General features: G+C 63.0%; 24 protein-coding genes. 17 read left to right on the forward strand and 7 right to left on the reverse strand.

Annotation, left to right across the window (positions count from 1 at the left end; all coding sequences use genetic code 11):
* Nucleotides 1–10: 10 nt before the first annotated feature.
* From GN300_RS23185 to GN300_RS23195, 3 genes are all read left to right on the forward strand, one after another.
* Nucleotides 11–1,507, forward strand: a complete 1,497-nt coding sequence (locus GN300_RS23185) for an MFS transporter (RefSeq protein ID WP_003942680.1) — start codon at nt 11–13, stop codon at nt 1,505–1,507.
* 80 nt (nt 1,508–1,587) lie between these two features.
* A complete protein-coding gene (locus GN300_RS23190; protein ID WP_007735005.1) occupies nt 1,588–2,016 on the forward strand; it encodes a CBS domain-containing protein in 429 nt (142 codons plus the stop codon).
* A gap of 35 nt (nt 2,017–2,051) precedes the next feature.
* Nucleotides 2,052–3,560, forward strand: coding sequence for a YdiU family protein (locus GN300_RS23195; RefSeq protein WP_058038651.1), 1,509 nt, complete (start codon nt 2,052–2,054; stop codon nt 3,558–3,560).
* A gap of 12 nt (nt 3,561–3,572) precedes the next feature.
* Here GN300_RS23195 and yaaA read toward each other — a convergent pair whose 3' ends face one another.
* Nucleotides 3,573–4,316, reverse strand: coding sequence for a peroxide stress protein YaaA (gene yaaA, locus GN300_RS23200; protein ID WP_063316561.1), 744 nt, complete (start codon nt 4,314–4,316; stop codon nt 3,573–3,575).
* 55 nt (nt 4,317–4,371) lie between these two features.
* Here yaaA and GN300_RS23205 point away from each other — a divergent pair, with 55 nt between their 5' ends.
* From GN300_RS23205 to GN300_RS23225, 5 genes are all read left to right on the forward strand, one after another.
* Nucleotides 4,372–6,117 (forward strand): proline--tRNA ligase, encoded by a 1,746-nt coding sequence (locus GN300_RS23205; RefSeq protein ID WP_054188575.1) that lies wholly within the window; start codon nt 4,372–4,374, stop codon nt 6,115–6,117.
* Nucleotides 6,118–6,196: 79 nt separating this feature from the next.
* Nucleotides 6,197–6,868 (forward strand): O-methyltransferase, encoded by a 672-nt coding sequence (locus GN300_RS23210; protein WP_058038652.1) that lies wholly within the window; start codon nt 6,197–6,199, stop codon nt 6,866–6,868.
* A gap of 22 nt (nt 6,869–6,890) precedes the next feature.
* The gene (locus GN300_RS23215; RefSeq protein ID WP_003942804.1) at nt 6,891–7,550 is read left to right on the forward strand and encodes a rhomboid-like protein; all 660 of its coding nucleotides are present in this window, start codon (nt 6,891–6,893) and stop codon (nt 7,548–7,550) included.
* Nucleotides 7,551–7,608: 58 nt separating this feature from the next.
* Nucleotides 7,609–9,339: an acyl-CoA dehydrogenase family protein gene (locus tag GN300_RS23220; RefSeq protein WP_063316560.1), complete on the forward strand. Its 1,731-nt coding sequence runs from the start codon at nt 7,609–7,611 to the stop codon at nt 9,337–9,339.
* A complete protein-coding gene (locus GN300_RS23225) occupies nt 9,336–10,115 on the forward strand; it encodes a nuclear transport factor 2 family protein (protein ID WP_030535621.1) in 780 nt (259 codons plus the stop codon). The genes GN300_RS23220 and GN300_RS23225 overlap by 4 nt, the downstream gene beginning before the upstream one ends.
* Before the next feature lie 75 nt (nt 10,116–10,190).
* Here the strand turns inward: GN300_RS23225 and GN300_RS23230 are convergent, their stop codons facing one another.
* Complete coding sequence (locus tag GN300_RS23230) at nt 10,191–10,616, reverse strand: pyridoxamine 5'-phosphate oxidase family protein (protein ID WP_003942732.1); 426 nt, start codon at nt 10,614–10,616, stop codon at nt 10,191–10,193.
* 159 nt (nt 10,617–10,775) lie between these two features.
* On the opposite strand from GN300_RS23230, the gene GN300_RS23235 reads away from it, so the two are divergent.
* Together GN300_RS23235 and GN300_RS23240 are read left to right on the forward strand one after the other, a co-directional pair.
* A complete protein-coding gene (locus GN300_RS23235) occupies nt 10,776–12,071 on the forward strand; it encodes an aromatic acid/H+ symport family MFS transporter (protein WP_063316737.1) in 1,296 nt (431 codons plus the stop codon).
* A 91-nt stretch (nt 12,072–12,162) separates the two neighbouring features.
* Nucleotides 12,163–13,119, forward strand: coding sequence for a DMT family transporter (locus tag GN300_RS23240; protein WP_007735024.1), 957 nt, complete (start codon nt 12,163–12,165; stop codon nt 13,117–13,119).
* Here GN300_RS23240 and GN300_RS23245 read toward each other — a convergent pair.
* From GN300_RS23245 to GN300_RS23255, 3 genes are all read right to left on the reverse strand, one after another.
* Entirely contained in the window at nt 13,081–13,914 is an 834-nt protein-coding gene (locus GN300_RS23245; RefSeq protein ID WP_063316559.1) for an SDR family NAD(P)-dependent oxidoreductase, read from the reverse strand. The two genes, GN300_RS23240 and GN300_RS23245, sit on opposite strands and share 39 nt — an antisense overlap.
* The gene (locus GN300_RS23250) at nt 13,911–14,408 is read right to left on the reverse strand and encodes a nuclear transport factor 2 family protein (RefSeq protein ID WP_063316558.1); all 498 of its coding nucleotides are present in this window, start codon (nt 14,406–14,408) and stop codon (nt 13,911–13,913) included. Before GN300_RS23250 ends, GN300_RS23245 begins: the two co-directional genes overlap by 4 nt.
* A gap of 93 nt (nt 14,409–14,501) precedes the next feature.
* Nucleotides 14,502–15,137 carry a TetR/AcrR family transcriptional regulator gene (locus GN300_RS23255; protein WP_003942694.1) on the reverse strand — a complete coding sequence of 212 codons (636 nt, stop codon included), beginning with the start codon at nt 15,135–15,137 and terminating at the stop codon, nt 14,502–14,504.
* 83 nt (nt 15,138–15,220) lie between these two features.
* Here GN300_RS23255 and GN300_RS23260 point away from each other — a divergent pair, with 83 nt between their 5' ends.
* Nucleotides 15,221–16,645, forward strand: a complete 1,425-nt coding sequence (locus GN300_RS23260) for an MFS transporter (RefSeq protein WP_063316557.1) — start codon at nt 15,221–15,223, stop codon at nt 16,643–16,645.
* 51 nt (nt 16,646–16,696) lie between these two features.
* On the opposite strand, the gene GN300_RS23265 is transcribed toward GN300_RS23260, so the two are convergent.
* Entirely contained in the window at nt 16,697–17,152 is a 456-nt protein-coding gene (locus GN300_RS23265; RefSeq protein ID WP_003942700.1) for a ferritin-like domain-containing protein, read from the reverse strand.
* A complete protein-coding gene (locus tag GN300_RS23270) occupies nt 17,149–17,598 on the reverse strand; it encodes a hypothetical protein (protein ID WP_063316736.1) in 450 nt (149 codons plus the stop codon). Before GN300_RS23270 ends, GN300_RS23265 begins: the two co-directional genes overlap by 4 nt.
* A 271-nt stretch (nt 17,599–17,869) precedes the next feature.
* Between GN300_RS23270 and rimP the strand changes: the two genes are divergently transcribed.
* The 6 genes from rimP to rbfA all read left to right on the forward strand — a co-directional run bounded on the left by rimP (nt 17,870) and on the right by rbfA (nt 24,117).
* Entirely contained in the window at nt 17,870–18,490 is a 621-nt protein-coding gene (rimP, locus tag GN300_RS23275) for a ribosome maturation factor RimP (protein ID WP_063316556.1), read from the forward strand.
* Entirely contained in the window at nt 18,487–19,518 is a 1,032-nt protein-coding gene (gene nusA / locus GN300_RS23280) for a transcription termination factor NusA (protein WP_003942738.1), read from the forward strand. Before rimP ends, nusA begins: the two co-directional genes overlap by 4 nt.
* A 44-nt stretch (nt 19,519–19,562) precedes the next feature.
* Nucleotides 19,563–19,913 carry a YlxR family protein gene (locus GN300_RS23285; RefSeq protein WP_019748063.1) on the forward strand — a complete coding sequence of 117 codons (351 nt, stop codon included), beginning with the start codon at nt 19,563–19,565 and terminating at the stop codon, nt 19,911–19,913.
* Nucleotides 19,914–20,021: 108 nt separating this feature from the next.
* Nucleotides 20,022–22,967 carry a translation initiation factor IF-2 gene (infB, locus tag GN300_RS23290; RefSeq protein ID WP_063316555.1) on the forward strand — a complete coding sequence of 982 codons (2,946 nt, stop codon included), beginning with the start codon at nt 20,022–20,024 and terminating at the stop codon, nt 22,965–22,967.
* A 113-nt stretch (nt 22,968–23,080) separates the two neighbouring features.
* Nucleotides 23,081–23,371, forward strand: a complete 291-nt coding sequence (locus GN300_RS23295) for a DUF503 domain-containing protein (RefSeq protein ID WP_003942205.1) — start codon at nt 23,081–23,083, stop codon at nt 23,369–23,371.
* Nucleotides 23,372–23,637: 266 nt separating this feature from the next.
* Entirely contained in the window at nt 23,638–24,117 is a 480-nt protein-coding gene (gene rbfA / locus GN300_RS23300; RefSeq protein WP_003942248.1) for a 30S ribosome-binding factor RbfA, read from the forward strand.
* Nucleotides 24,118–24,129 lie beyond the last annotated feature (12 nt).

Below are 24,129 nucleotides of genomic sequence, written 5' to 3' on the forward strand. Positions count from 1 at the left end.
GTGAAGTCTTGTGTCTGACTCCCCAACATCTGAAACCGCTTCGGCGAATGCCCCGGTAGCGACTCGAGTCATCGGGCTTGCCATCATCGTCCTGAGTGGTTTGCAGATGATGGTGGTGCTCGACGGTACTGTCGCGAACCTCGCTCTGGCGCCATTGCAGGCCGACCTCGGGCTGAGCGACAGCGGCCGCAACTGGGTGTTGACCTCCTACGCGCTTGCGTTTGGTGGGCTCATGCTCCTCGGTGGTCGGCTCGGCGACGCGTTCGGACGCAAGAAGATGTTCATCGCGGGAGTCTCGCTGTTCACGGTGGCGTCGTTGCTCTGTGGACTCGCCCTGAACGAGGGCATGTTGATCGCAGCGCGGGCGCTTCAAGGTGTCGGCGCAGCCGTGGCGTCGCCCACTGCCTTCGCCCTTGTTGCCACGACTTTCGCCGCGGGTCCGGCTCGTAATCAGGCCATCGCGATTTTTGCCGCCATGACGGGCGTCGGATCGATCGCCGGTCTGATCATCGGCGGCGCATTGACCGAGGTGTCGTGGCGTCTGATCTTCCTCATCAACGTCCCGATCGGCATCGCGCTCGTCGGCATGGCGTTCCGCGCCCTTCGCGAGACGAATCAGACGCGTCTGGCTTTGGATGTCCCCGGCGCGATCCTCGCGACCCTCGGTTGTACCGGTGTTGTTTTTGCTCTCACCGAAGGCCCGGAAATGGGATGGGGGAGCATCGCCGTCATCGGTGCATTGGCGGCCGGATTGGTCGCCCTCGCCGCCTTCCTCTTTGTCGAGCGAACTGCAGACAACCCGCTCTTGCCCTTCTCGTTGTTCGCCGATCGCAACCGTGTCGCGACGTTCCTCGCCATCTTCTTCGTCGGTGGCGCGATGTTCAGCATGACGGCCTTCGTCGCACTGTTCGTGCAGGACATCATGCAGTATTCGCCGTTGCGTGCCGGTATCGCGTTCATTCCGTTCGCGTTCGGATTGGGCGCCGCCGCGTCGGTTGCTTCCAAGCTCGCCGTGAAGGTTCAACCCCGCTGGCTGGTCCTCACCGGCGTCGTGATCATGATCGTCGGACTCCTCTACGGCTCTACTCTCGATTCCGACTCCACCTACCTGGCCAACTTGTTCGTGCCCGTGATCGGGATCGGATTCGGTATCGGCCTCGCGATGGTGCCCTTGCCACTGTGCGCGATCGCCGGTGTCCCGGAGACCGAGATCGGCCCGCTGACCGCAATCTCCCAAGTTGCCCAGACGCTCGGTGGACCATTGGCGCTGTCGGTGATCGGTGCAATGGCGACGTCCAAGACGCTCTCGCTCGGCGGCACTTCGGGCAAGGCAGCGGACATGAATCCGGCGCAATTGATTGCACTCGGAGAGGGGTACACCTTCGCACTTGTGGGCTGCGCGGTCTGCGCCGTGTTCGCCGGTATCGCGGCGCTGTGCATCAGGTTCACACCTTCTCAGGTAGCCCAGGCTCAGGCTGCGGAGAAGGCAGCTCAGGGAATCGCCTGATCAGTCCTGTTTTTCCGCTTCGCTAGCCGATACGATCGTTGCAGGACGTGCCGAGAGTCTCGACGGATCGGGGTGCCGTGATGCGGATCGCGGACATATTGCGAAACAAGGGCAACAGCATCGTCACGATCGACGCCCACACGACGGTCAACGGGCTGCTGTGCGATCTTGCCCGCCACAACATCGGAGCCATGGTGGTGGTCGACGACGACGCGGTGGTCGGCATCATCTCCGAACGCGATGTCGTTCGACGCCTGCACGAGCGTGGCCCGGACCTTCTCGGGATCCAGGTTTCCGAGGTCATGACCGCTCTGATGTACACGTGCGTTCCGGCAGACGCAGTGGACAGCATTGCCGCGATCATGACCGAGCGTCGAATCCGGCATCTGCCGGTGATCGAGGATGGCAACCTCCTCGGCATCGTCAGTATCGGTGACGTGGTGAAGAGCCGCATCGACGAGCTCAAGAGCGAACGCGATCAGCTCGAGTCGTACATCGATCAGGGCTGATCGATAGGTTGTCGCACGGTGACTACTCTCGTGTGATGGCCGCATTCCAGGAATCCACAGCAGACACGGTCACCATCGTGGCCGGCCTCGAGAGCACGTTCGCCGACGAACTCGGCGCTCTGACGGTGCCGTGGCAAGGTGCTGCCGCCCCTGACCCGCAGTTGCTCGTGGTGAACGAGCAGCTGGCTGCGTCGTTGAGATTGGACGTAGCAGCGCTGCGAAGTGTGGACGGGATCGGCGTCCTGTCCGGGTCGACGGTGCCGGTCGGGGCCACACCGGTGGCGATGGCGTATGCGGGTCATCAGTTCGGTGGGTACGCACCGATTCTCGGGGACGGTCGGGCGTTGTTACTCGGCGAACTCGTCAGCAGTGCCGGGCAGCGAGTGGACTTGCATCTGAAAGGCTCCGGGCGCACACCGTTCTCTCGGGGCGGCGACGGGTATGCGGTCGTAGGGCCGATGCTGCGCGAATATCTCGTCAGCGAGGCGATGAATGCCCTCGGTGTCCCCACTACACGCGCGCTGTCGGTGGTGGCGACGGGCCGAGACGTTCGCCGCAACGGCGCAGAACCCGGTGCCGTGCTTGCACGGATCGCGTCGAGTCACCTACGCGTTGGGACCTTCGAGTTCGCGGCCCGGCAGGGCGAGGTCTTGCAGCCGCTCACCGACTACGCGATCGCCCGGCACTACCCGGAGCTGACCGAACTTCCGTCAACGGGTACACACAATCGCTATCTGAGGTTCCTCGAGGCGGTCGTCGAGGCGCAGGCGTCACTGGTGGCGAGGTGGATGCTCATCGGTTTCGTGCACGGGGTCATGAACACCGACAACACGACAATTTCGGGAGAGACCATCGATTACGGTCCGTGCGCCTTCCTCGACGCATTCGATCCGGCGGCAGTGTTCAGCTCGATCGACCACGGGGGCCGCTATGCGTTCGGCAATCAGCCCGCTGTACTGAAGTGGAATCTGGCGCGCTTGGCAGAAACACTGTTGCCGCTGATCGATTCCGCACCCGACAATGCGATTTCCGCGGCGTCGGCAGTTCTCGAGACCTTCGACGAGCGCTACGAGGGACACTATGCGGCCGGTCTCGCGGCAAAGATCGGTCTGGCCCAGCCGTTTGTCGATCGGGCGCTCGTCGACGATCTGCTGACGTTGTTGGCGGAACACGGAGCTGATTGGACAGGCAGTTTCCGCGCACTCGCGGACGAATTGCGCGGAAATTCGGCGCCTCTCGACCAACTCGTGCCACGGGAGCACATCGCGCCCTGGTTGCAGCGGTGGCAGGGAGCCCTGACCGAAAACGGACAAGGGGCCGCGGAGACCGCGAGCGCGATGGATCGCGTCAACCCGCTGTACATTCCGCGTAATCATCGGCTCGACGCTGCCCTGCGCGCCGCGACCGACGGCGACCTCGCTCCATTCGAGAAGCTGCTGGAGGTTGTCACGCATCCATTCGACCGACGCGACGAGTGGGCTGACTACACCGAGGCGGCTCCGCGGTCTTTCAGCGAGACGTTCCAAACCTTCTGCGGCACTTGACAGACGAAGCCATCAATCCGTCAGGATGATCAGTTCACGCTCCGACGCGATTTCCACCCGCAGGCCGGCCATCGACGCCACCCGCGCGACACCCTTGATATCGGTCGGTTCGGCGCGCGAGACCACCAGCGCACGGGCGAGCAGACCCTTGTGGTGCTTGTTGAAGTGACTGACCACCGTCCGGGTGCCGTCCGGCTTCTCGGTGAGGACCGTTGCAATCAAGGCGTCCGGAACGGGACCGAGGTCTTGGTACGTACCCGATCGCAGATCGACGACCAGCCCGTCGGCTTCGGCAGCCAACGCCTTCGGCAGTTCCGGCTTCCACAGGGAGCGGAGCGTGCCCATTCCGGGCAGCTTGGACCCGCCGGAAAGGCGGTAGGCGGGGATCAGATCTCCTGCGCGGACAGCACCGAACAGAGCGGAACCAATGGCGATCCGATCGAGCGCCTTCGCCTTCTGGGCGCGGGTGAACGACTTTGCGTCGAGGGCGTCGAAGAGCACGCCGGTGTAGCGCTGCAGTGCGGGCCGCGTCGCGGACACCCACAGCTTGGCGTTGCGTTCCACTTCGTCTGCTTGCGTCGGACCGAGCCCGAGCGCTTCGCACGACGCCTCGACGTCAGCGGCCAGATCGACCAGCGTCTGAACCAGCAATTCGCGCGTTTCGGTCAACTGTGGCATCGACAGTTCGGCCAGATCGAGGGGCGCATCCTTGCCGCCGTCGGACTTGGTTTCTGAGGGAGGCAGCAGTACAAGCACGCTGTAACCGTACCGAGGCCCGCTCGGCCGACTGCGGCGACTATCCTTACACCTCGTGATTACCCGTCTGTCCCACCTGTTCCTGCGTACCCTGCGTGACGATCCCTCGGACGCCGAAGTTGCCAGCCACAAACTGCTGGTTCGTGCCGGCTACGTGCGTCGTATCGCTCCAGGCGTCTACTCGTGGTTGCCGCTGGGATTGCGGGTGCTGCGCGAGGTTGAGCGTGTTGTCCGTGAAGAAATGAATGCAATTGGCGGACAGGAAATCCTGCTGCCTGCGCTGCTCCCGCGCGATCCCTACGAAGCGTCGAACCGCTGGACCGAGTACGGCCCCAACCTGTTCCGCCTCAAGGACCGCAAGGGCAACGACTACATGCTCGGCCCGACCCACGAGGAGCTCTTTGCTCTGACGGTCAAGGGTGAGTACAACTCCTACAAGGACTTCCCGGTCACCCTGTACCAGGTGCAGACCAAGTACCGCGACGAAGAGCGTCCGCGTGCCGGCATTCTGCGCGGCCGCGAGTTCTTGATGAAGGATTCCTACTCCTTCGACCTGACCGACGAAGGCCTGACGGAGTCGTACCAGGCGCATCGCGGCGCCTACGAGAAGATCTTCACGCGTCTGGGCGTCAAGTACGTCATCGTCTCGGCCACCTCCGGTGCGATGGGCGGCAGCGCGTCCGAGGAGTTCCTTGCCGAGAGCGAGATCGGCGAAGACACCTACGTCCGCTGCCTCGAATCCGGCTACGCCGCCAACGTCGAGGCCGTCAAGACTGTTGTTCCCGATTCGATTCCGTTCGACGGGCTGCCCGAAGCCAAGGTGTACGACACCGCGAACACACCCACCATCGACACCCTGGTGGACTGGGCGAACGGCGCTGATCTCGGCCGTACCGTCACCGCCGCCGACACACTCAAGAACATCATGGTCAAGACCCGCCTGCCCGGCGGCGAGTGGGAACTGCTCGGTATCGGCATCCCCGGCGACCGTGAGGTCGACGAAAAACGCCTCGAGGCTTCGCTGGAGCCGGCCGAATTCGTGATGATCACCGAGACCGACTTCAAGAACAACCCGTTCCTGGCCAAGGGTTATATCGGCCCGAAGGCGCTGCAGGCCAACGGCGTTCGCTACCTTGTCGACCCGCGTGTCGTCGACGGCACCAGCTGGATCACCGGCGCCGACGAAGACGGCAAGCACGTGGTCGGCCTCGTTGCCGGTCGGGACTTCACCCCCGACGGAACCATCGAAGCCGCCGAGGTTCGTGACGGTGACGCCTCTCCGGATGGAGCCGGCACGCTGGTCTCGGCTCGCGGTATCGAGATCGGGCACGTCTTCCAGCTCGGCCGTAAGTACACCGACGTCTTCACCGTCGATGTCCTCGCCGAGAACGGCAAGCCCGTCCGCCCGACCATGGGTTCGTACGGCGTCGGCGTCTCGCGTCTGGTGGCCGTCATTGCCGAGCAGCACCATGACGAGAAGGGTCTGCGTTGGCCCGCTGAGGTCTCACCGGCCGACGTTTACCTCGTCATTGCGAACAAGGACGAGACCGCTCGCGAAGGCGCCGAAGGCCTCGCCGCGCAGCTCGACCGCGCGGGACTCGAAGTGATCCTCGACGACCGTAAGGCGTCGCCGGGCGTGAAGTTCAAGGACTCCGAGCTGATCGGCGTTCCGCTGATCGTTGTCGTCGGCCGTGGTTGGGCCGACGGCAAGGTCGAGATTCGCGACCGCTTCACCGGCGAGAGCCGTGAGATCGACGCCGACTCGGCGATCGAGGAGATCATCAGCGCAGTTCGCGGCTGATTCGAATAGTCGTCAGGGCCGCCGCAGCCACCTTCCGAGGTGTCTGCGGCGGCCCTTCTTTTCTGCCACAATCGTGGCTATGGAACGCGAACCGGATTGGGCAGAAGTCGACGGCTATCTCGTTTCCACGTTGGTAGGTGAAGATCCGGTTCTCGACGCGGCACTCGCCGCCAATTCCGAGGCAGGTCTCCCGCCCATCGACGTGGCGCCGAACCAGGGCAAGCTCCTCAACCTTCTGGCGCGAATGTGCTTGGCGCGCAATGTTCTCGAGATCGGAACGCTCGGCGGATACAGCACGATCTGGCTCGCTCGCGCGGTCGGTCCCTCGGGCCAGGTCATCACGCTGGAATTCGATCCCACCCACGCGGATGTCGCTCGGGCAAATATCGAGCGCGCCGAACTGGCTGACCGTGTCGACATCCGCGTCGGGGCTGCGCTCGACAGTCTCCCGTTGATCGCGAAAGAAGAGTTGGGACCTTTCGACTTGGTCTTCATCGACGCCGACAAGGAGAACAACACCGAGTACGTGCGGTGGGCGCTGGCTCTTTCGCATCCCGGAACCGTCATCATCGTGGACAACGTGGTGCGTGGGGGACACGTGTCCAACCCGGAGATCGACGACGAGCGCGTCAAAGCGAGTCGAGCGGTGTTGGAGATGATCGCGGCCGAGCCAAAACTCGACGGCACCGCCATTCAAACCGTGGGTTCGAAGGGATGGGACGGGTTTGCCGTTGCAGTAGTGAACGAGTGAGCGCAGACTCGAAGCGGTGAGGATGCTGGGGGCGGCAAAGGCGGCATGGCGATGGGTGCGCAGTGCTCCCGGTACCTACGTCTGGTTGCTGGCCCTGCTGTTCACGACACTGTTCCTGCGGCATCTGCCTGACAATGTCGAGGAGCGTTTTCTCGGCAAGCGCTCGACCAATCTGCATCACCTGGCCGAAGACCCGCTACGAGTCCTGTTCTCGAGTGCCTTCTGGCTCGAAGGTGGCGGTTGGTTGGGATACCTGGTTCTCTTCACCATCTTTCATGCAACGGCTGAGCGTTGGCTCGGGACATGGCGGTGGCTGTGTGTTGTCGTCATCGCCCACGTCGGAGCCACGTACATCAGCGAAGGTGTTCTGTACGAAGGTATTCGGCACGGATACGTGGCGGAGTCGGCGGTCAACACTCTCGACGTGGGTGTGAGTTACGGTCTGGCCGGCGTCATGGGGATTCTGGTATATCGAATCGTCGATCCGTGGCGATACGTCTATCTCGCGGGGTTGCTGCTCTTCTACGGTGTACCTCTGATTTTCGCCACCAATTTCACCGCCATCGGCCACATGTCTGCGTTGTTGCTCGGGTTGGCGTGCTACCCGATCACGCGCGCTCGGGCCGGCACGTGGAATCCGATGGACCTGTGGCATTCGCGAAGAATCGCAGGTCTTCCATGAATCGCACCGCGGAAAGTTACCCGCTGGTAGTTTAGCGTCATCGACGAAAGGTAATGACGTGTCTGGCACCGATGGATTGCTCTTCAACCCCCATACTTACGACCCCGCTCAGTTCGATCCGGAGACCCGCCGTTTGCTGCGAGCCACCATCGAATGGTTCGAGAGCCGCGGCAAGAAGCAACTTCTTCAGGACGACCTCGACGCCGTGTGGGTCTCCGACTTTCTCGAATTCGTCGGCAGGGAGAAGTTGTTCGCGACGTTCCAGACTCCGGCGGCATTCGCCGACGGTGACGAGAACCGTCGTTGGGACGGTGCCCGCAACGCAGCTCTGAGCGAGATCTTCGGTTTTTACGGACTCGCTTACTGGTACGCCTGGCAGGTCACGATCCTCGGACTCGGACCGATCTGGATGAGTGACAACGACGCTGCGAAGAAGCGTGCAGCGCAGGAACTTGCCGACGGTGGTGTCATGGCGTTCGGGCTGTCCGAGCGCGACCACGGCGCCGACGTGTACTCCACCGACATGCTCCTCACTCCCACCGACGGCGACGTCGCCTTCCGCGCGAGCGGCGAGAAGTACTACATCGGAAACGGCAACGTAGCCGGAATGGTGTCTGTGTTCGGGCGTCGTACCGACGTCGAGGGTCCCGAAGGCTACGTGTTCTTTGTCGCCGACAGTGCACATCCGAACTATCAGCTCGTGGACAACGTCCTGCGCGGGCAGATGTATGTCAGCAATTTCCGCCTCGACGATTACCCGGTGCGCGAGGAAGACATTCTGCACACCGGCGTCGCCGCATTCGAGGCCGCGCTCAACACGGTCAACGTCGGAAAGTTCAACCTCTGCACCGGCTCCATCGGCATCACCGAGCATGCGTTCTTCGAGGCAATCACTCACGCGCAGAATCGAATCCTGTACGGCAATCCCGTCACGGATTTCGCCCACGTTCGCGCCGCCTTCGTCGACGCGTACTCACGTCTGATCGCGATGAAGCAGTTCAGTGCGCGGGCGGTCGACTACTTCCGCAGCGCCAGCCTCGAGGACCGTCGCTACCTGCTGTTCAATCCCATGACCAAGGCCAAGGTCACCTCCGAAGGTGAGAAGGTGGTCGGGTTGCTGCACGATGTGATCGCAGCCAAGGGATACGAGAAGTCCACGTACTTCCGCGAGGCAGCGCAGATGATCGGCACGCTGCCCAAGCTCGAGGGCACCGTCCACGTCAACGTCGGCCTGATTCTCAAGTTCTTGCCGAACTATCTGTTCAACTCGGCGCAGTTCCCGGAGATCGTCACGCGCGACGACGCCGCCGACGACGAGTTCTTCTGGAACCAGGGGCCTACCCGCGGCGCTGCGAAGATTCAGTTCCACGAGTGGAAGCCCGTCTACGAGAAGCACTCTTCGATTCCGAACGTCGCCCGTTTTTACGAGCAGGCGATCGCGCTCACCGAATTGCTCACTGCTGCAGCGCCGGACGCGCAGCAGCAGAAGGATCTCGATTTCATGCTCAACGTCGGGCACCTGTTCTCTCTCGTCGTCTACGGTCATCTGATTCTCGAACAGGCCGAGATCAGCGGGCTCGACGCCGACGTTGTCGATCAGATCTTCGACTTCCAGATTCGTGACTTCTCGGGATACGCGATCGCGCTGCACGGAAAGCCGTCGTCGACACCCGAGCAGCAGAAATGGGCCCTGGCCGCGGTGCGGAAGCCTGTTGTCGACAGTGAACGCTTCGACCGGGTGTGGCAGCAGGTCAAGGCGTACGACGGTGCATACGAGATGCGCGCGTGACCGCGCCGGTGACGCGCGAGCAGTTGATGGCCGTCGTGGAGGGATCCCCGAAAGCCGTCGGCGCGCATGACCGCTCGACCTGGGTGGCCCTGTTTGCCGGCGACGGACAGGTCAACGACCCTGTAGGTTCACGTCCGCACAACGGTCAGGCGGCGATCGAGAGTTTCTACGACACGTTCATCGCCCCCAATTCGATCACCTTCCATGTCGAGCGCGACATCGTGTGCGGCCGGACGGTGTGGCGCGATCTGAGCCTCGCTACCGAGATGTCGACCGGAGTCGTTCTCGACGTTCCGATGCACTTGCGCTACGACTTGGTGGGGGAGCCCGATTCCTTGCGGATCGGAACCCTCTATGCGCATTGGGAATTGGCGACGATGTTGAGCCAGCTCGCGACTGCTGGTGTGGCGGGGGTGAAGGCGGCCGCGAAGTTGACGCCGCAGTTGCTCTCGAACCAGGGGATCGGCGGGGCGCTCGGGTTCTCGCGCGGCATCTTCGGCGTCGGAGACAAAGGCAAGAAGGCAGCGTCGCGGTTCCTCGATGCGGCCGCTGTCGGCCGAACGCCGCCGGTACCCGTCGAGCTTCCGGCGGGGACGCAGTTGTCCAACGCTGATGTCAACGCTCTGCTCACCGGCGTGACGAAGAGCAAGATGCTGGTTGCCGGTCGCACCGTGACGGCGAGCGTCATCGTGTGCGGGGAACCGGCCATCGCATTATTCGGCTTCGAGGCGAGCGGTCATCGACTCAATCGGGTGCGTTTCTTCACCGAGAGCTGACATAGAGCCCTCCACATGCAGGTCAGGCTCGGCGCGCCACTCCGGCGCGCCGAGCCTTCGCTTTTCTGAGAATTGTCAGATCGCCCCGAGATCGGCAGACAGCCAGTGCTGCGGATTCATGTAGATCGCTACCTGTTCGCCCAACTGCGATCGCGCGAATTCGAGATACCCGTCGACCTTGTCCGGGGCCAGGTAACGCCGCGAGACTTCGACCAGCATCTCGTCGGTGCCCGGAACGATCTTGTCGACGGATCCGCTGACGCTGACGTAACGGATTGTCGGATCGAGCCTTTCGGCCATCAACGAGAAATGCCCGGCCGACTCGATGAGTCGTGCCTTTCGCGAATCCTTGCCCGTGAGGATCCATGGTTTGCCACCGGGTGAGTACAGGTACCAGATCGGGACGGTCAACGGACCGCGCTCGGTGCCGTCCGCCACGGACAGCGCCCCGATGTGGGGTTCGGCCAGGAACTGTTCACGCTCATTTTCGGAGAGTGCCATTCCTCGAGATTACCGCGACGTTTGACATGGCGTTGTGACTCCGTACACAATCGATGTGCTCATTATGAACAGGCGTTCGCAATGCGAACACGTTTCGATCCGAACTACTGGATCCCAACCGGTCGCGAACGCCCACAAGCAGTGAATGTCGAGGATCCGATGACCGCACCGCATACGCAGTCGAGTTCAATCACCGGTTCGCCTGGGGCGCGTGCCGCAATGTGGGTAGCACCGTTGTGTTGGATCGCTGTGCTTCTGGACGGATTCGACCTGGTCGTACTCGGCGCGGTCATTCCTTCGCTTCTCGACTACGACGCGTGGGGTTTGAGTACCGGCACGATTACGATGATCTCGACCTTCGGGCTCATCGGCATGACCATCGGCGCCCTCGTCATCGGCACTCTCACTGACGTCATCGGTCGACGCCGCGCGCTGCTGTACGCCGTTGCCGCATTCTCGATTCTGACTCTGTTGTGCGCAATTGCGCCCAATCCGTTCATCTTCGGGCTGCTGCGCTTCCTTGCCGGTGTGGGGCTGGGTGGCGCCCTACCGACGGCATTGGCTCTGGTCAACGAATTCTCGAAGAAACAAGGCGGTGGATCTGCGTCGACCATGCTGATGACCGGCTACCACGTCGGCGCCGTTGCCACCGCAGCGCTGGCGCTCGTCGTGATCGAACCTTTCGGTTGGCGAGCGATGTTCGTTGTGGGCGCACTTCCTGCCGTCGCCCTGATTCCACTCATGTTGCGGTATCTGCCGGAATCCCCGTCGTACCTTCTCGCTCACGGAAAGCGTGCCGAAGCCGAGGAAATCGCTGCCCGTTACGGAGTCGAACTCGAGATTGCGCCCACGTCCGAAGTTGAGCGCGCCGAAGCCGCCAATCCCGTTCGCGCACTGTTCTCTTCGAAGTTCTTGCGCAACAGCATCGCCATCTGGATCACCAGTTTCATGGGCTTGCTGCTCGTCTACGGATTGAACACATGGCTTCCGACGATCATGCGTGAGGCCGGTTACAACCTCGGGGCGTCGTTGACGTTCCTTCTGATCCTCAATGCCGGCGCCGTCGTCGGGCTGTTGATCGCCGGGGGCGTCGCGAACAAGATCGGCCCGCGGACTGCAGCCATCGTGTGGTTCGCCGGAGCTGCACTGTTCCTGGCGCTTCTGAGTGTGAAGGTGTCGTTCGGAATCTACGTGATGGTCTTCCTCGCCGGATGCTTCGTATTCAGCGCGCAGGTACTGGTCTACGCCTTCACGAGCGCCAATCACCCACCTCAGATTCGCGCGACCGCGCTCGGATGGTCGGCAGGTGTCGGCCGGGTCGGTGCGATCTGTGGCCCAATCCTGGGCGGAGTCCTCCTGGGTGCGGGTTACGCCGTGCCGTGGGGCTTCTACGCTTTCGCGCTCGTCGGACTGCTCGGAGCAATTTCTATCTCCTGCACACGGGTGCGCACCTGAAGTACCAGTTTCGCTAGTTGGCGTGCTACTGCTATCGTAAAACATGAGTATGAAGAGTAGCGCTATCGTCGCGCCGCAGGAACCGCTACCGATGCCATCGTCTCGATCCGGTTTGTGGTGGGGCTTGCTCGGTGTGCTGGCGTTCTCGTTCACCGTTCCGCTCACGAGGGTCGCCGTCGCGGATCTCGACCCCCTGTTCGTCGGTGCGGGCCGCGCCGTCGTTGCCGGGGCCCTTGCGATTGTGATGCTGTCGGTTACTCGCGCGACGCTTCCGACGCTTCGGCAGTGGTTGCGCATCGCACTCGTGACTGTTGGTGCGGTACTGGGGTTTTCACTGTTCACCACGTTTGCGTTGCAGACATCGCCGGCGAGTCACGCGGCAGTCGTGATCGGGCTACTTCCCGCTGCGACCGCGGTATTTGCGGTCGTCCGAGGAAAAGAGCGTCCCAGTAAGGGATTCTGGTGGGCAAGCGCCGCCGGCGCGGTATCGGTCGTAGGGTTCGTGGCGATTGCAAACGGCGGACTCGGCTCGTTTCATCTCGCTGATCTTCTTCTGTTCGCCGCGGTGGTGTGTGCAGCGCTGGCATATTCGGAAGGTGCGTTGCTGGCCCGCGAGATCGGGTCGTGGCAGACGATTGCCTGGGCATTGATTCTCGGACTGCCGGTCACGATTGCGTTGACGGTGGCGTCCATGGCCCAGGCTCCGGTCTCTGCCGATGTGAATTCGTGGCTTTCGTTTGCCTACCTGGGATGCGTGAGTATGTTTCTCGGGTTCTTTCCTTGGTACCGGGGTCTGGCGATCGGTCCCATTTCCACTGTGAGCCAAACACAGTTGGTTCAACCGGTGCTCAGCATTGCCTGGTCGGCGCTGATACTCGGTGAGACGTTGTCACCCTCGATCGTGGCCGGCGGTGTCGTCGTCATCGGGTGTGCCTGGCTTGCCCTGAAGGCGCGAGTGGCAGCGCCGCGTGCTGTGCCGGCACGCGACGCGACCACTGCTACTGATGAATCAGAAAAGCGGGCCGCCACCGAAGGCACTGCGGTGTGACGCCGGTTGTTTCCCGTTGGCGTCGGTGATTCCGTACTCGACGGCCGTCTCGGCGGTGATCAGTGTGTGACCGCTGCGCGCGTTCACTTCTGGATCGTTGGCCAATGCAGTGATGACTTGGCCGACGAATTCCGGGGTTTCGGCCTCGGCCAGTGAGAAGCCTTCGAAGCTCTCGATCCCACTCGCCTCCATCCGCTCGTTGCGGATCAACCCGAGCCAGAAGGAAAGTGCGGTGACGCCGGTCCCCTTCAATTCGACAGCCATGTCCGCGGCCATCTTGTCCAAACCTGCCTTCGACATCCCGTACAGCACAGAGTGCAGGTACCCGCGGGTGCCGAACGACGAGATGTTGCCGATCACTCCACTGCCCCGGGGAACCATCAACTTCGCCGCTTCCACCGAAGCAACGTAGTGGGCGCGCAGTCCGATTCCGATCAGCGAATCCCAATCGTCGATCGGCCTCTTCCAGAACGGATCGGCGAAGCCTGCATAACCCGCCGGGTTTGCCCAGACGTTGTTGACCAGAAGATCGAGGCGGCCTGACTGTTCCTCGGCGATGCGTGCAAACAGGTCGACGATCTGTTGATCGTCGGCGTGATCGCACTGCACGGCAATGCCGTGACCACCGCGCTCGGTGATCTCCGCCGCGGTGTGATCGAGTGGGCCGTCGGCGCCGACGGTTCCTCGTGCCGTCACGTACACCGTCCACCCGTCGCTTCCCAGAGCGAGGGCAATGCCCTTGCCGACGCTCCGGCTGGCACCGGTTACGAGCGCAACTTTTCCGTTCGTCGTCATCGCCGCCCACCCAACGAACCCTCGGCGATGTCAGCGTCCGGGGGCAGGGGAGTGGTGATCGACCACGCCTCCGTGAAATGGCATTGACTCATTTTCCACATACCGTCCTCGATCACGTACTTGTCGTCGTATTCGCCGGTCATCAACTTCTCGGTGCGCCCGACGGTGTCGATCTGGCGGAACTGCAGAGCCCATCGCCCCACCGCCGACGTCTCCGAGGTCAGTGTGATGTCGGGATGCAATCCGTGATGCATGTCGAGGACCGCGTACCGGCCCTCGACCTTGCGAAGAGCGATCTTCTCGAAGATGTCCGCCATCGGCCCCGCGTCGTCGAAGGCGCCGAGGCGGCCGTAGTCGATCGACGCTCCGGAACGGATGAAGCTGTTGCGGAACCCAACTGGATCCTTGGCATCACATGCTCGCCAGTAGCCGTGCTTGAGCTTCTTGATTTCCTCGATCTGTTCGAGCGCGTCGAGGCGTTGTGCGAGATCCAACGTCGGTCCTTTTCGTCTGGGTTTCCCGGAGACATGTCGGATCGACTGTAGGGTGTCCTCAGTCACATGTGTGTAGTTTTTCCCAGTGACCGGTCAGGAATCGGTGTCGGTTTCGCTCGAGGATTCGTCGCCGGTGAGCGTGATCGCAGTCGAGTCGCTGAAGACGCTGCCCCAGAGCTCGCCGAGGGCTGGATCTTCTTCGGCGTGTTCGGGCGCCATCATTGCGAGCAGATTGTTGATCAGCATCCCGTTCGCGATGAACAAACGCGCTTGCTCGGGTGTGCAACCGGTGCGCTCGCGCAGCAAGGTGTAGATGCCGGACATGGCGTTCCGGGAGACGGCGGCGACATCATCGGTGCTGGTGGCGAAGCCGTGCAACATGACAAGCAGTAGATCTCGGTCGAGAACCAGCTCGCCGTAGGCGGATCCGAGTTCGGCCCAGAACTGCGGATTGCTCGGATCGATCGTGACCGTATCCAATTTGTCGTTGAAGGTGCGGACGATTTCGTCGAGCGCGCGCGTGAACACTGCGTGGAACAAATCTGCCTTGGTTCCGAACATGCGCACGACGTAGGGCTGTGAGACACCGGCTTCCTTGGCGACGGCGTCCGTACTGGTCCCCGAGTATCCACCCTTTGCGAATGCTCGCGTTGCCGCGGCAAGGACCAACGCGCGACGTTCCGGTGCGCTCATCCTGCGGGTACGTGGTTCAGCTGCACCGATCGACATGTTGACACGTTATCACCGGATAGCTTAGTTTCGACCTAAGTAATCATTCGATGCCTTAAGGCACCTTCACTCGAGGAATCACGATGACCGTTTTGACGAAGTCCGGATCGGACGCCGCATCCGGGTCGGAAAGCAGTGGAGGACGTAAGGTTCCGATCGCGATAGTGATGGTTGCTGCCTCTCTGCCCATGTTCATGGCCACCCTCGACAACCTCGTGATGACGAGCGCGCTGCCGGTGATCGAGAAGGAGCTGAATGCGTCCGTCGGGCAACTTCAGTGGTTCATGAATGCGTACACGCTCTGCTTTGCGACGCTGATGCTTTCGGCGACGACGCTCGGCGATCGGTGGGGGCGCCGCAAGATGTTCGTGTTCGGGATCGGGCTGTTCACGGCGGCGTCGATTGCTTCGGCGTTGTCGACGACACCAAGCCTGCTCATCGCGGCCCGAGCCTTTCAGGGCGCCGGCGCTGCCGCGATCATGCCGCTCTCACTCACTCTCCTCGTGGCAGCGGTACCGGAAGCCAAGCGTGCCATGGCAATCGGCGTGTGGGGTGGCGTCTCCGGCCTGGGGATCGCGATGGGTCCCGTGGTCGGTGGAGCGGTAGTCGACGGGTTCTCGTGGCAGGGGATCTTCTGGATCAACGTGCCGGTTGCGATCGTCGCTGTTCCTCTCGCGTTGTATGCGTTGCGTGAATCGACCGGTCGCACACAGCCTCTCGACCTTCCCGGTGTCGCACTCGCCGGACTCGGTGTGTTCCTGGCGGTGTGGGGGATCGTTCACGGCAACGACGAGGGCTGGGGATCGCTTGGAGTAGTTGCGTCGTTGGTCGGTTCCGCAGTCGCGTTGGCACTGTTCGTTTTTCGCGAGATGAAGACCTCGCATCCGGTCATGCCCCTACGTCTGTTCCGCTCACGCAGCTTCTCGATGGCGAACGTCATCGGCTTGACCTTCTCGATCGGAATCTTCGGGGCGGTGTTCCTGCTCTCGCAGTACCTCCAGATCGTGATGGGCTACAGCCCGTTCCAAGCAGGCCTGCGGACGCTTCCGTGGACGGCAGCGCCGATGATCTTCGCGCCTCTCGCCGGTTTTCTGGCGCCGAAGGTCGGGCTCCGTTCGCTTCTGCTGACCGGTCTGTTGCTCCAGGCCGGAGCATTGTTCTGGTTGGCAGCGTTGATCGGTCCCGACGTGACGTACGGGTCGCTGGTTCCGGCTCTACTGATGGCGGGCATCGGCATGGGCCTAACCTTCGCGCCGAGCTCGACGGCGGTACTCGTCGACATGGACGAGCCTGATCACGGAACGGCCAGTTCGACCAACTCGACGCTTCGTGAGATCGGTGTTGCACTGGGAATCGCGGTTCTCACTGCAGTCTTCCTTGCCGCCGGCGGTGCCCTCACGCCACTCGGTTACGGAGATGCGCTGACACCTGCACTGCGCGTCGGCGGTTGCTTCGTGTTGGTGGCCGTGGTCGCGGCGTGGTTCGTGCCCTCGCATCGCAAGGCCTGAGCCGCTGTGCGCCTTTATTAACCGCCGGGGGTTAATAAAGGCGCACAGCAGTTACGAAGTCGGGTCCCCCGGGAACGCTGAGGTGGCCGGAGCGGTTCCCAGCGCGGACCGCCATCCGGCACCGCGGATTGCCGCATCGGTCAGGCCGTCGATTCCGAACGTGCGGAGTTGGTCGGTATCGACCTGTTCGACGAATGCCCGGTAGGTCACGGCGGTGTCGGATTCGATCTGTGCTGCCAGCTGTGCCGCGGTAACGGCGTCCGTCACCGGAAACGGGATCTCGTACGCTGCCGCGGCTGTCGGCGGGGTCACGCCCGCGTCGGTCGACAGGGCAACCAGCGCATCACGTCGCGCGCGGTGCGCTGCTGTGTGCGTGGCAACCTCGTTGACACGGGCAGGATTCGAAAACGCGGCAACCACTCCGTAAGCGAAGATCGCGGCATTCTCTGATTCGATTGCGGTCAGCAAGGCAGAACTCTCGGATCGACGGGTGTGCGAAGTGATCACGGAAGCAACACCGCAACCTGAGTCGAGCACGACGCGCTGATCGAACCGAGCAGGCCCGCGCGATAGCCGGACATCGTCCGAGCGAGGTCCGCGGCACTGCGCGCCGAATCGGCCAGCGAGGTACTCAAGGTTTCGACGCCCGCAGGAGCGTTTGCGACCGAGGTCGACGGGGGCGCTGTGGTCGTAGCGGCGCCGCTGCCCGCTGCTCGCGCAATCTCGGCGTCGAGTTCGAGTGCATGCGCTGTGCGTTCGGCGCTGATCGTGGTCAGTGATGCCGACTTGTCCGGTGCGAGTGCGATGGCGGCGGTTGCGGCTGCCGCGTCGGAGCGGGCTCGATCGGCCTGGGCCGTCAGCTGGTCGACTTCTGCAGCCGCCTCCGCTGTGCCGTTGTCGGTGCAGGCGGACAACGAGAAGGCAGCAGCGCCCAACGCTGCTGTTCCCGTCATCTTGAGCGCACTCCGCCGGGAGAGTGGGGTAGTAGTCATGGGCGTCAGCACCAGTCCATCGTGCCAGGTGGTCGGCCGATCGTTCGAATCCGCGGCACGTGTTCAAGTGTGACGTGCGTCGGGCACTCTGGTCACGGAGACGCGCAATGAGCGGTACTCTTGGATGCTTGCAGCATGTGGCACCTGGTGTCTTTTCATGCTCGCAGCCGCCCACGTCGACAGTCGACACAAGTCGGACAATCGACGACAACTGAAATGAGGAGTTCGCGAGATGCCGGTGCCATCCAGGGAGAGGGTGATCGAGCTGATCTCCGAACTCGTGCACGCCCAGGGTTATGACGTCGAAGACGTTGTCGTGACCAGTGCGGGCAAGCACAGCGCGGTGCGCATCATGGTCGACAGCGATGCCGGGATCGAGCTCGATGCCGCCGCGGAGATCAGCAGACTCGTTTCGGAACTTTTCGACACCCTCGAGGAAATCGGTGAAACGCCGTACACCCTCGAGGTGACCTCTCCGGGAATCGATCGCCCACTGACGCTCGATCGTCACTGGCGTCGGGCTCGCGGACGTAAAGCGCGAATCGATCTGGCCGGCGAGACCGTGGTGGGCCGTATCGGAACGTTGAACGACGATTCCGTGGCAGTTGTCATCGGTGGCCGTGGCGGACTGACCGTGCGCGAGATTGCACTGGGCGACGTTCAGAAGGCTGTAGTTCAGGTGGAGTTCTCGAAGCCCAGTGAGGCGGAGTTGGAACTCGCGGGCGGCATCCCGGAGGGGCGCGCAGTTCCCTCCGATGCGGTTGACCTCACCGAGGACTCGGGCGTGGACAGTGTCGAAGACGACGAAACAGAATTAGAAGACGTAGAAAACGAAGAAGGGTTCGACAAGTGAATATCGACATTGCAGCGTTGCGAGCGATCGAAGCCGAAAAAGGTGTCTCGATCGAAACTGTGATCGCCACGATCCAGACCGCGCTGCTGACGGCGTACCGCCACACCGAGGGGCACAAGCAGAACGCTCGGATCGATGTCAACATCAAGACCGGTTCGGTGCGAGTGATGGCGCACGACACCGATGCCGACGGCAACATGATCGGTGAGGAGTGGGACGACACTCCCGAGGGATTCGGACGCATCGCGGCCACCACCGCACGCCAGGTCATCCTGCAGCGTCTGCGCGACGCCGAGCACGAGCGCAGTTTCGGTGAGTTCTCGACCCATGAGGGTGAAATCGTCGGCGGTGTCATTCAGCGTGACACGCGTGCGAATTCCCGCGGAATGGTCGTCGTCCGAATCGGCAGCGAATCCAATGGCGCCGAAGGATTGTTGCCGCCTGCAGAACAGGTTCCCGGCGAGAACTACGAGCACGGTGAGCGCATCAAGTGCTACGTCGTCGGGGTTGCTCGCGGAGCCCGCGGCCCACAGATCACCCTCTCGCGGACCCACCCGAACCTGGTTCGCAAGTTGTTCGCACTCGAGGTTCCAGAGATTGCGGACGGCAGCGTCGAGATCATCAACGTCGCGCGCGAAGCGGGGCATCGTTCCAAGATCGCCGTCGCCTCACGTGTGCAGGGGCTCAACGCAAAGGGTGCATGCATCGGCCCGATGGGTCAGCGCGTCCGCAACGTCATGAGCGAACTCGCGGGGGAGAAGATCGACATCATCGACTTCGACGAAGATCCCGCGACGTTTGTGGGCAACGCACTTTCCCCGTCGAAAGTGGTCTCCGTCACTGTCGTCGATCCCGAGGCTCGTGCGGCCCGTGTCATCGTGCCCGATTTCCAGCTTTCGTTGGCCATCGGAAAAGAGGGTCAAAATGCCCGCCTGGCTGCGCGGTTGACGGGTTGGCGTATCGACATTCGTAGCGATGCGGCACCCGTTGGCGACGCGTCCGACCGGCCCGCCACGTCCAACGGATAACGGTGGAATGCAGTGATCGAGACGGTTCGGCGGTAGAGTGGACAATGGTTCGACGTGAGTCCTCGGATTCGGCGCGCGTGAAACCCGGTTCGCCGGTAAGAACGTGTGTGGGATGCAGGGAACAAGGGTCGGCTGTCGATCTGTTGAGGGTCGTGGTTGGTGAGCAGGGGCCGGAGGGTTCCCCGCTCGTCCCCGACGTATCGCGAAGACTCCCCGGTCGAGGTGCATGGCTGCACCTGGATCCGAGTTGTCTGAGCCTGGCAGAGCGGCGCCGAGCATTCAGCAGAGCACTGCGAGTGTCCGGAAATCTGGACACGTCCGCTGTCGACCAGCTGGTCGACGCAGTTCACACAAAAGCAGTACCTCTCGAGAAGAACAGGCACAAGCACTCATGAGCACACCGTGAAGCACCAACGATGAACGTCCATCGGCGATAACCCGAGGTCGTGCGGGACCCACATCTGTGGGATGCCTCCTGCTCGACCTCATCAGTGAGGAGAGCAGTGGCAGGCAAGGCCCGCGTGCACGAGTTGGCTAAAGAACTCGGTGTCACCAGCAAGGAACTACTCGCAACGCTCAAGGAGCAAGGCGAGTTCGTGAAGTCTGCGTCATCCACAGTGGAGGCGCCCGTCGCCCGTCGTCTGCGGGAGTCGTTCCCGTCGGCAGGCGGAGCAGAAACCAAGTCCGAGACCGGCGCAGCCGCTCCGGCGGCTCGCCCCGCGGCAAAGCCCGGCGCACCGTCGCCGTCGGCGGCAAAGCCTGGCGCACCGCGTCCCGGCCCCAAGCCGGCCGCACCCGCACCGGCTGCTCCCGCAGCTCCGGCCCCGGCAGCCCCCGCGGCTCCCGCAGCCGCTGCTCCAGCAGCACCGTCAGCGCCGGTCCCCACACCGACGTTCAACGCTCCGAAACCAGCACAGCCGGCACGTCCGGCTCCGGCTGCTCCCGCAGCGTCGGCACCGGCAGCCCCCGCGGCTCCGGTCGCACCGTCCACCGGCGCAAAGCCCGGCGGACCGCGTCCGGGACCGAAGGCACCTCGCGTCGGTAACAACCCGTACTCCTCGGCACCCGCCGAGCGTCCGGCACCTCGTCCGGCTCCCGGCGCACCGCGTCCGGGCGCAGGTCAGGGCGGTTCTCGTCCGGCTCCGGGTCAGGGCGGTCCCCGTCCGGCTCCCGGTCAGGGTGGACCTCGTCCGGCTCCGGGTCAGGGCGGTCCCCGTCCGGCTCCCGGCCAGGGTGGACCCCGTCCGCCTGCAGGTCAGGGCGGACCCCGTCCCAGCCCCGGCTCCATGCCTCCTCGCCCGAACCCGGGTGCAATGCCTGCTCGTTCCGCTCGTCCCGCGCCCGGTGGCGGCGGACGTCCGGGTCGTCCCGGTGGCGCTCCCGGTGGTCGTCCGGGTGGCGGCGGCGGTGGATACCGCGGCGGCGGCGCTCCCGGCGCCGGTGCTGGTGCAGGTGCTCCCGGTGGAGCAGCTCCGGCCGGTGGATTCCGCGGTCGTCCCGGCGGCGGTGGCCGTCCCGGTCAGCGCGGCGCAGCGGCAGGTGCATTCGGTCGTCCCGGCGGAGCAGTTCGCCGTGGACGTAAGTCGAAGCGGGCGAAGCGCGCCGAGTACGAAAGCATGCAGGCTCCCGCAGTCGGCGGCGTCAGGCTGCCACGCGGCAACGGCGAGACCATCCGTCTCGCTCGCGGCGCATCTCTGTCGGACTTCGCGGACAAGATCGACGCGAACCCCGCAGCACTCGTGCAGGCGTTGTTCAACCTCGGTGAGATGGTCACGGCAACTCAGTCGGTCAACGACGAGACGCTGGAGCTGCTCGGCGGCGAAATGAACTACGTCGTGCAGGTCGTCAGCCCGGAGGACGAGGATCGCGAGCTGCTCGACAGCTTCGACCTCACCTACGGCGAGGACGCCGGCGGAGAAGAGGACCTCGAGTCCCGTCCGCCTGTGGTCACCGTCATGGGCCACGTCGACCACGGTAAGACCCGTCTGCTCGACGTGATCCGTAAGGCGAATGTCCGTGAGGGCGAAGCCGGCGGCATCACGCAGCACATCGGTGCCTACCAGGTGCTGACCGAGCTCGAGGGCAACGAGCGTCTCGTGACGTTCATCGACACCCCGGGTCACGAGGCCTTCACGGCCATGCGTGCTCGTGGTGCCAAGGCCACCGACCTCGCGATCCTTGTTGTCGCAGCCGACGACGGCGTCATGCCGCAGACGGTGGAAGCGATCAACCACGCCCAGGCGGCCGACGTGCCGATCGTGGTCGCGGTGAACAAGATCGACAAGGAAGGCGCGAACCCGGACAAGATCAGGCAGCAGCTCACCGAGTACGGACTGGTGGCCGAGGAGTACGGCGGAGACACCATGTTCGTCGACATCTCGGCGAAGCAGGGTCTCAACATCGACGCACTGCTCGAAGCAGTGCTGTTGACGGCCGACGCTTCCCTGGATCTGCGCGCCAACCCGGACATGGACGCTCAGGGTGTTGCCATCGAGGCGCACCTCGACCGTGGCCGCGGCCCCGTCGCTACCGTGCTCATTCAGCGCGGAACGCTGCGGGTCGGCGACTCGATCGTTGCCGGCGATGCTTACGGCCGCGTCCGCCGCATGGTGGACGAGCACGGTCAGGACGTCCACGAGGCACTGCCTTCACGTCCGGTCCAGGTCATCGGCTTCACGTCGGTCCCCGGTGCAGGCGACAACCTGCTCGTGGTCGACGAGGACCGTATCGCTCGTCAGATCGCGGACCGTCGCAACGCACGTAAGCGCAACGCGCTTGCAGCGAAGAGTCGTAAGCGCATCAGCCTCGACGATCTCGATGCAGCTCTGAAGGAACATTCACAGCTGAACTTGATCCTCAAGGGTGACAACTCGGGAACCGTGGAGGCCCTCGAAGAGGCTCTCCTCGGAATTCCGATCGACGACGAGGTGCAGTTGCGCGTCATCGACCGCGGTGTCGGTGGCATCACGGAGACCAACGTCAACCTGGCTGCTGCGTCCAACGCGATCATCATCGGCTTCAACGTCCGCGCCGAAGGCAAGGCAACGGAGCTGGCGAACCGCGAGGGCGTCGACATTCGCTACTACTCGGTGATCTACCAGGCCATCGACGAGGTCGAGAAGGCACTCAAGGGTCTGCTCAAGCCGGTGTACGAAGAGGTCGAGCTGGGCAAGGCAGAGATCCGCGCCATGTTCCGTTCGTCCAAGATCGGCAACATTGCCGGTTGCTTGGTCACGTCGGGCAGCATCCGTCGCAACGCCAAGGCACGTCTCATCCGCGACAGCAAGGTCATTGCCGAGACGGTCACCATCTCCTCGCTCAAGCGGGAGAAGGAAGACGCTACCGAGGTTCGCGAAGGCTACGAATGTGGTTTGACCGTCACCTATTCCGATATCAAGATCGGTGACGTTCTCGAGTGCTACGAGCTTCGCGAGAAGCCGCGCGACTGATTATGTCGACACGGGCGTTGGGGCGGACGCACGTGAGTACTAGCTGACATGGACTCTCTCGGACTTGAACATACAAGTCCGAGAGAGTCCATTCGGCTCTGTATAGGGGGAAAATGTTTGTAGGGGCACTGGAGTTCGACATCCTTTTCGGCGATGTCCACTCACTCAAGGAAAAGCGTTCGATGCTGTCGCCGATCCTGACGGAACTCCGTCGATTCGGTGTGAGTGCAGCGGAGGCGGGGGAGCAGGGACGCCTGCGTCGTGCGCTCGTGGGCGTCGGTGTGGTCAGTTCGTCTGTCGATCACCTGCACGACGTTCTCGATCATTGTGAGCGGGCGGTCGCCGAGCGTCCGGAGATTCAGTTGCTGGCTGTGCGAAGGCGAATCTTCGGCCCGGAAGACTGAGCGTCATCGGGCGGTGTCGATGAGCCACGCTTCCAGACGGCGTACCGAATCGAGTTCGTCGGCAAGGGATTCGGTGGCTTCGGGACCAACTGTGGCGGTGTTTGTGCTCACGCTCGACGCATGCGACAACTGACCTCTACCGATGGTGATTTGGTTGCCGGGTAGCCGATGGACGAGACTGTTGTCGGTAATAATTCTTGTTAACCAGAACTTTGATCGATCGAGTCACCTCGATTCGAGTGGCCAGGTAGAGGAGACTGACAGTCATGGTAGATCCAGCCCGGGCACGCAAGTTGGCAAAGCGTATCGGAACCATCGTCGCGACGGCGATCGATCACGAGATCAAGGATCCGCGACTCGCATTCGTGACCATCACGGACACCAAGGTCACCAACGATCTGCACGACGCGACGGTGTACTACACAGTCATGGGCGAGAAGGTTGATTCCGCACCCGATGTGGAAGCCGCCGCCGCAGGTCTCGAGAAGGCCAAGGGTGTTCTGCGCTCGAAGGTCGGTGCCGGAACCGGAGTTCGCTTCACGCCGACTCTGACGTTTGTCGCCGATACCGTTCCCGACACCGCGCGTCATATGGAAGAACTGCTGGCCCGTGCCAAGGCCGCCGACGACGAGGTCGCCAAGGCGCGTGAGAATGCACAACCGGCCGGAGATGCAGATCCGTACAAGGAGCCGCGAGTGGCTTCGGACGAAGACGAGGCGTCGCCAGATGTTCGTGAAGCCGACTGACGCGCACCGAGA

This window comes from Rhodococcus sp. Ni2 (assembly GCF_021352185.1).
In the GTDB taxonomy this organism is placed as follows: Bacteria; Actinomycetota; Actinomycetes; order Mycobacteriales; family Mycobacteriaceae; genus Rhodococcus_F; species Rhodococcus_F qingshengii.